We start from the raw sequence: 990 nt of genomic DNA, 5'->3' as shown, positions 1-990 counted from the left end.
TCTTCGGTTGAAGGCCATTCATCATTTTGTAGCTTATAATGAATATCAACCATAGTTTTTGTCCCACTATCAAGCAACTGAAACAGCTCTAGAGGCAACTCATACACCACTCGTTGTTCCGCAATACCTCCTTCATCTGCGACAAGATAATACTGGCCATTATGCCTCCAAATCTGTTGACCGTAGCCTTTTATTTCCTCAAACTTGATAACTTCTTCCCATGTTAATTTACTGCGTTCCATGTGACATCTCCTTCCTTTATACTGATACCGTCCATGACACCCTCCGGCATGTCTCCTGGATAGGTTCTTCCCCCTGGTCGCCACCAACCATTCGCACCGTCTTCCCTACCACTTGGGATTGAGATCCCTTTTTCAGAGACAACTTCCGGTGCTACATCCAAGCGATAAAGTGGATTGTCACCTAAGTACCCTTCGTCAAAGCCCAGTAAGGTTTCATAGAGGCGATTATCACCTTTGGCGACATCTTGAATAACATCCGCATGGTCTTTACTCAACCAAAAACTTGTGCCATCTTTACCTCCAATAATTCCTTCTTGATAATTAGGATCTGGCTTAAATTTTTGAAATCTAGTAGCACCATTCTCAAATTGTTGTCTATGAGCCTCAATATAGTCTGGACTATAAGTATTTTCCACACTAGGACGATCATTTTTTGGAGTTCCCAGTATTCTATCTGGTGAGTAATCTGGCTGATACTCAACCTTAGGTGCCTTTTCCGAGATTTCCAACACTCTCACGCGGTCTTCTGGACTAAGGCCGGCCTCCGCATACTTGTTCCACTGGCTATAACGTTGAGCGTCCCCTGCCGACATACCGTCAATGAAAGTTCTCGCCTTTGCTCCACTCTCCACCACATCATCCACATGTTTACTAGAGAAGTGCATCACATCACGCAGAGTCTTGCTCTCAACGCTGAAGGTAGGCATTGAGCCTATACCTCCCGCAAAGGCAACTGCCTCTTTACGAA

Annotated in this window: 1 protein-coding gene and 1 pseudogene; both read right to left on the bottom strand. The window is 44.7% G+C overall.

Annotation, left to right across the window (positions count from 1 at the left end; translation table 11 throughout):
* Nucleotides 1-242 (bottom strand): annotated as a pseudogene (locus tag HMPREF2628_RS07395) (hypothetical protein); the annotation flags it as partial.
* Nucleotides 224-990 (bottom strand): hypothetical protein (locus HMPREF2628_RS10985; RefSeq protein WP_257375292.1); only part of this gene is annotated, 767 nt, incomplete at its 5' end. The gene HMPREF2628_RS10985 and the pseudogene HMPREF2628_RS07395, both read right to left, overlap by 19 nt.

This window comes from Streptococcus sp. HMSC063B03, assembly GCF_001836965.1.
Lineage (GTDB): Bacteria > Bacillota > Bacilli > Lactobacillales > Streptococcaceae > Streptococcus > Streptococcus pneumoniae_F.
Note: the sequence above shows the minus strand (reverse complement) of the source record. Positions and strands in the feature narration are given on the sequence as shown.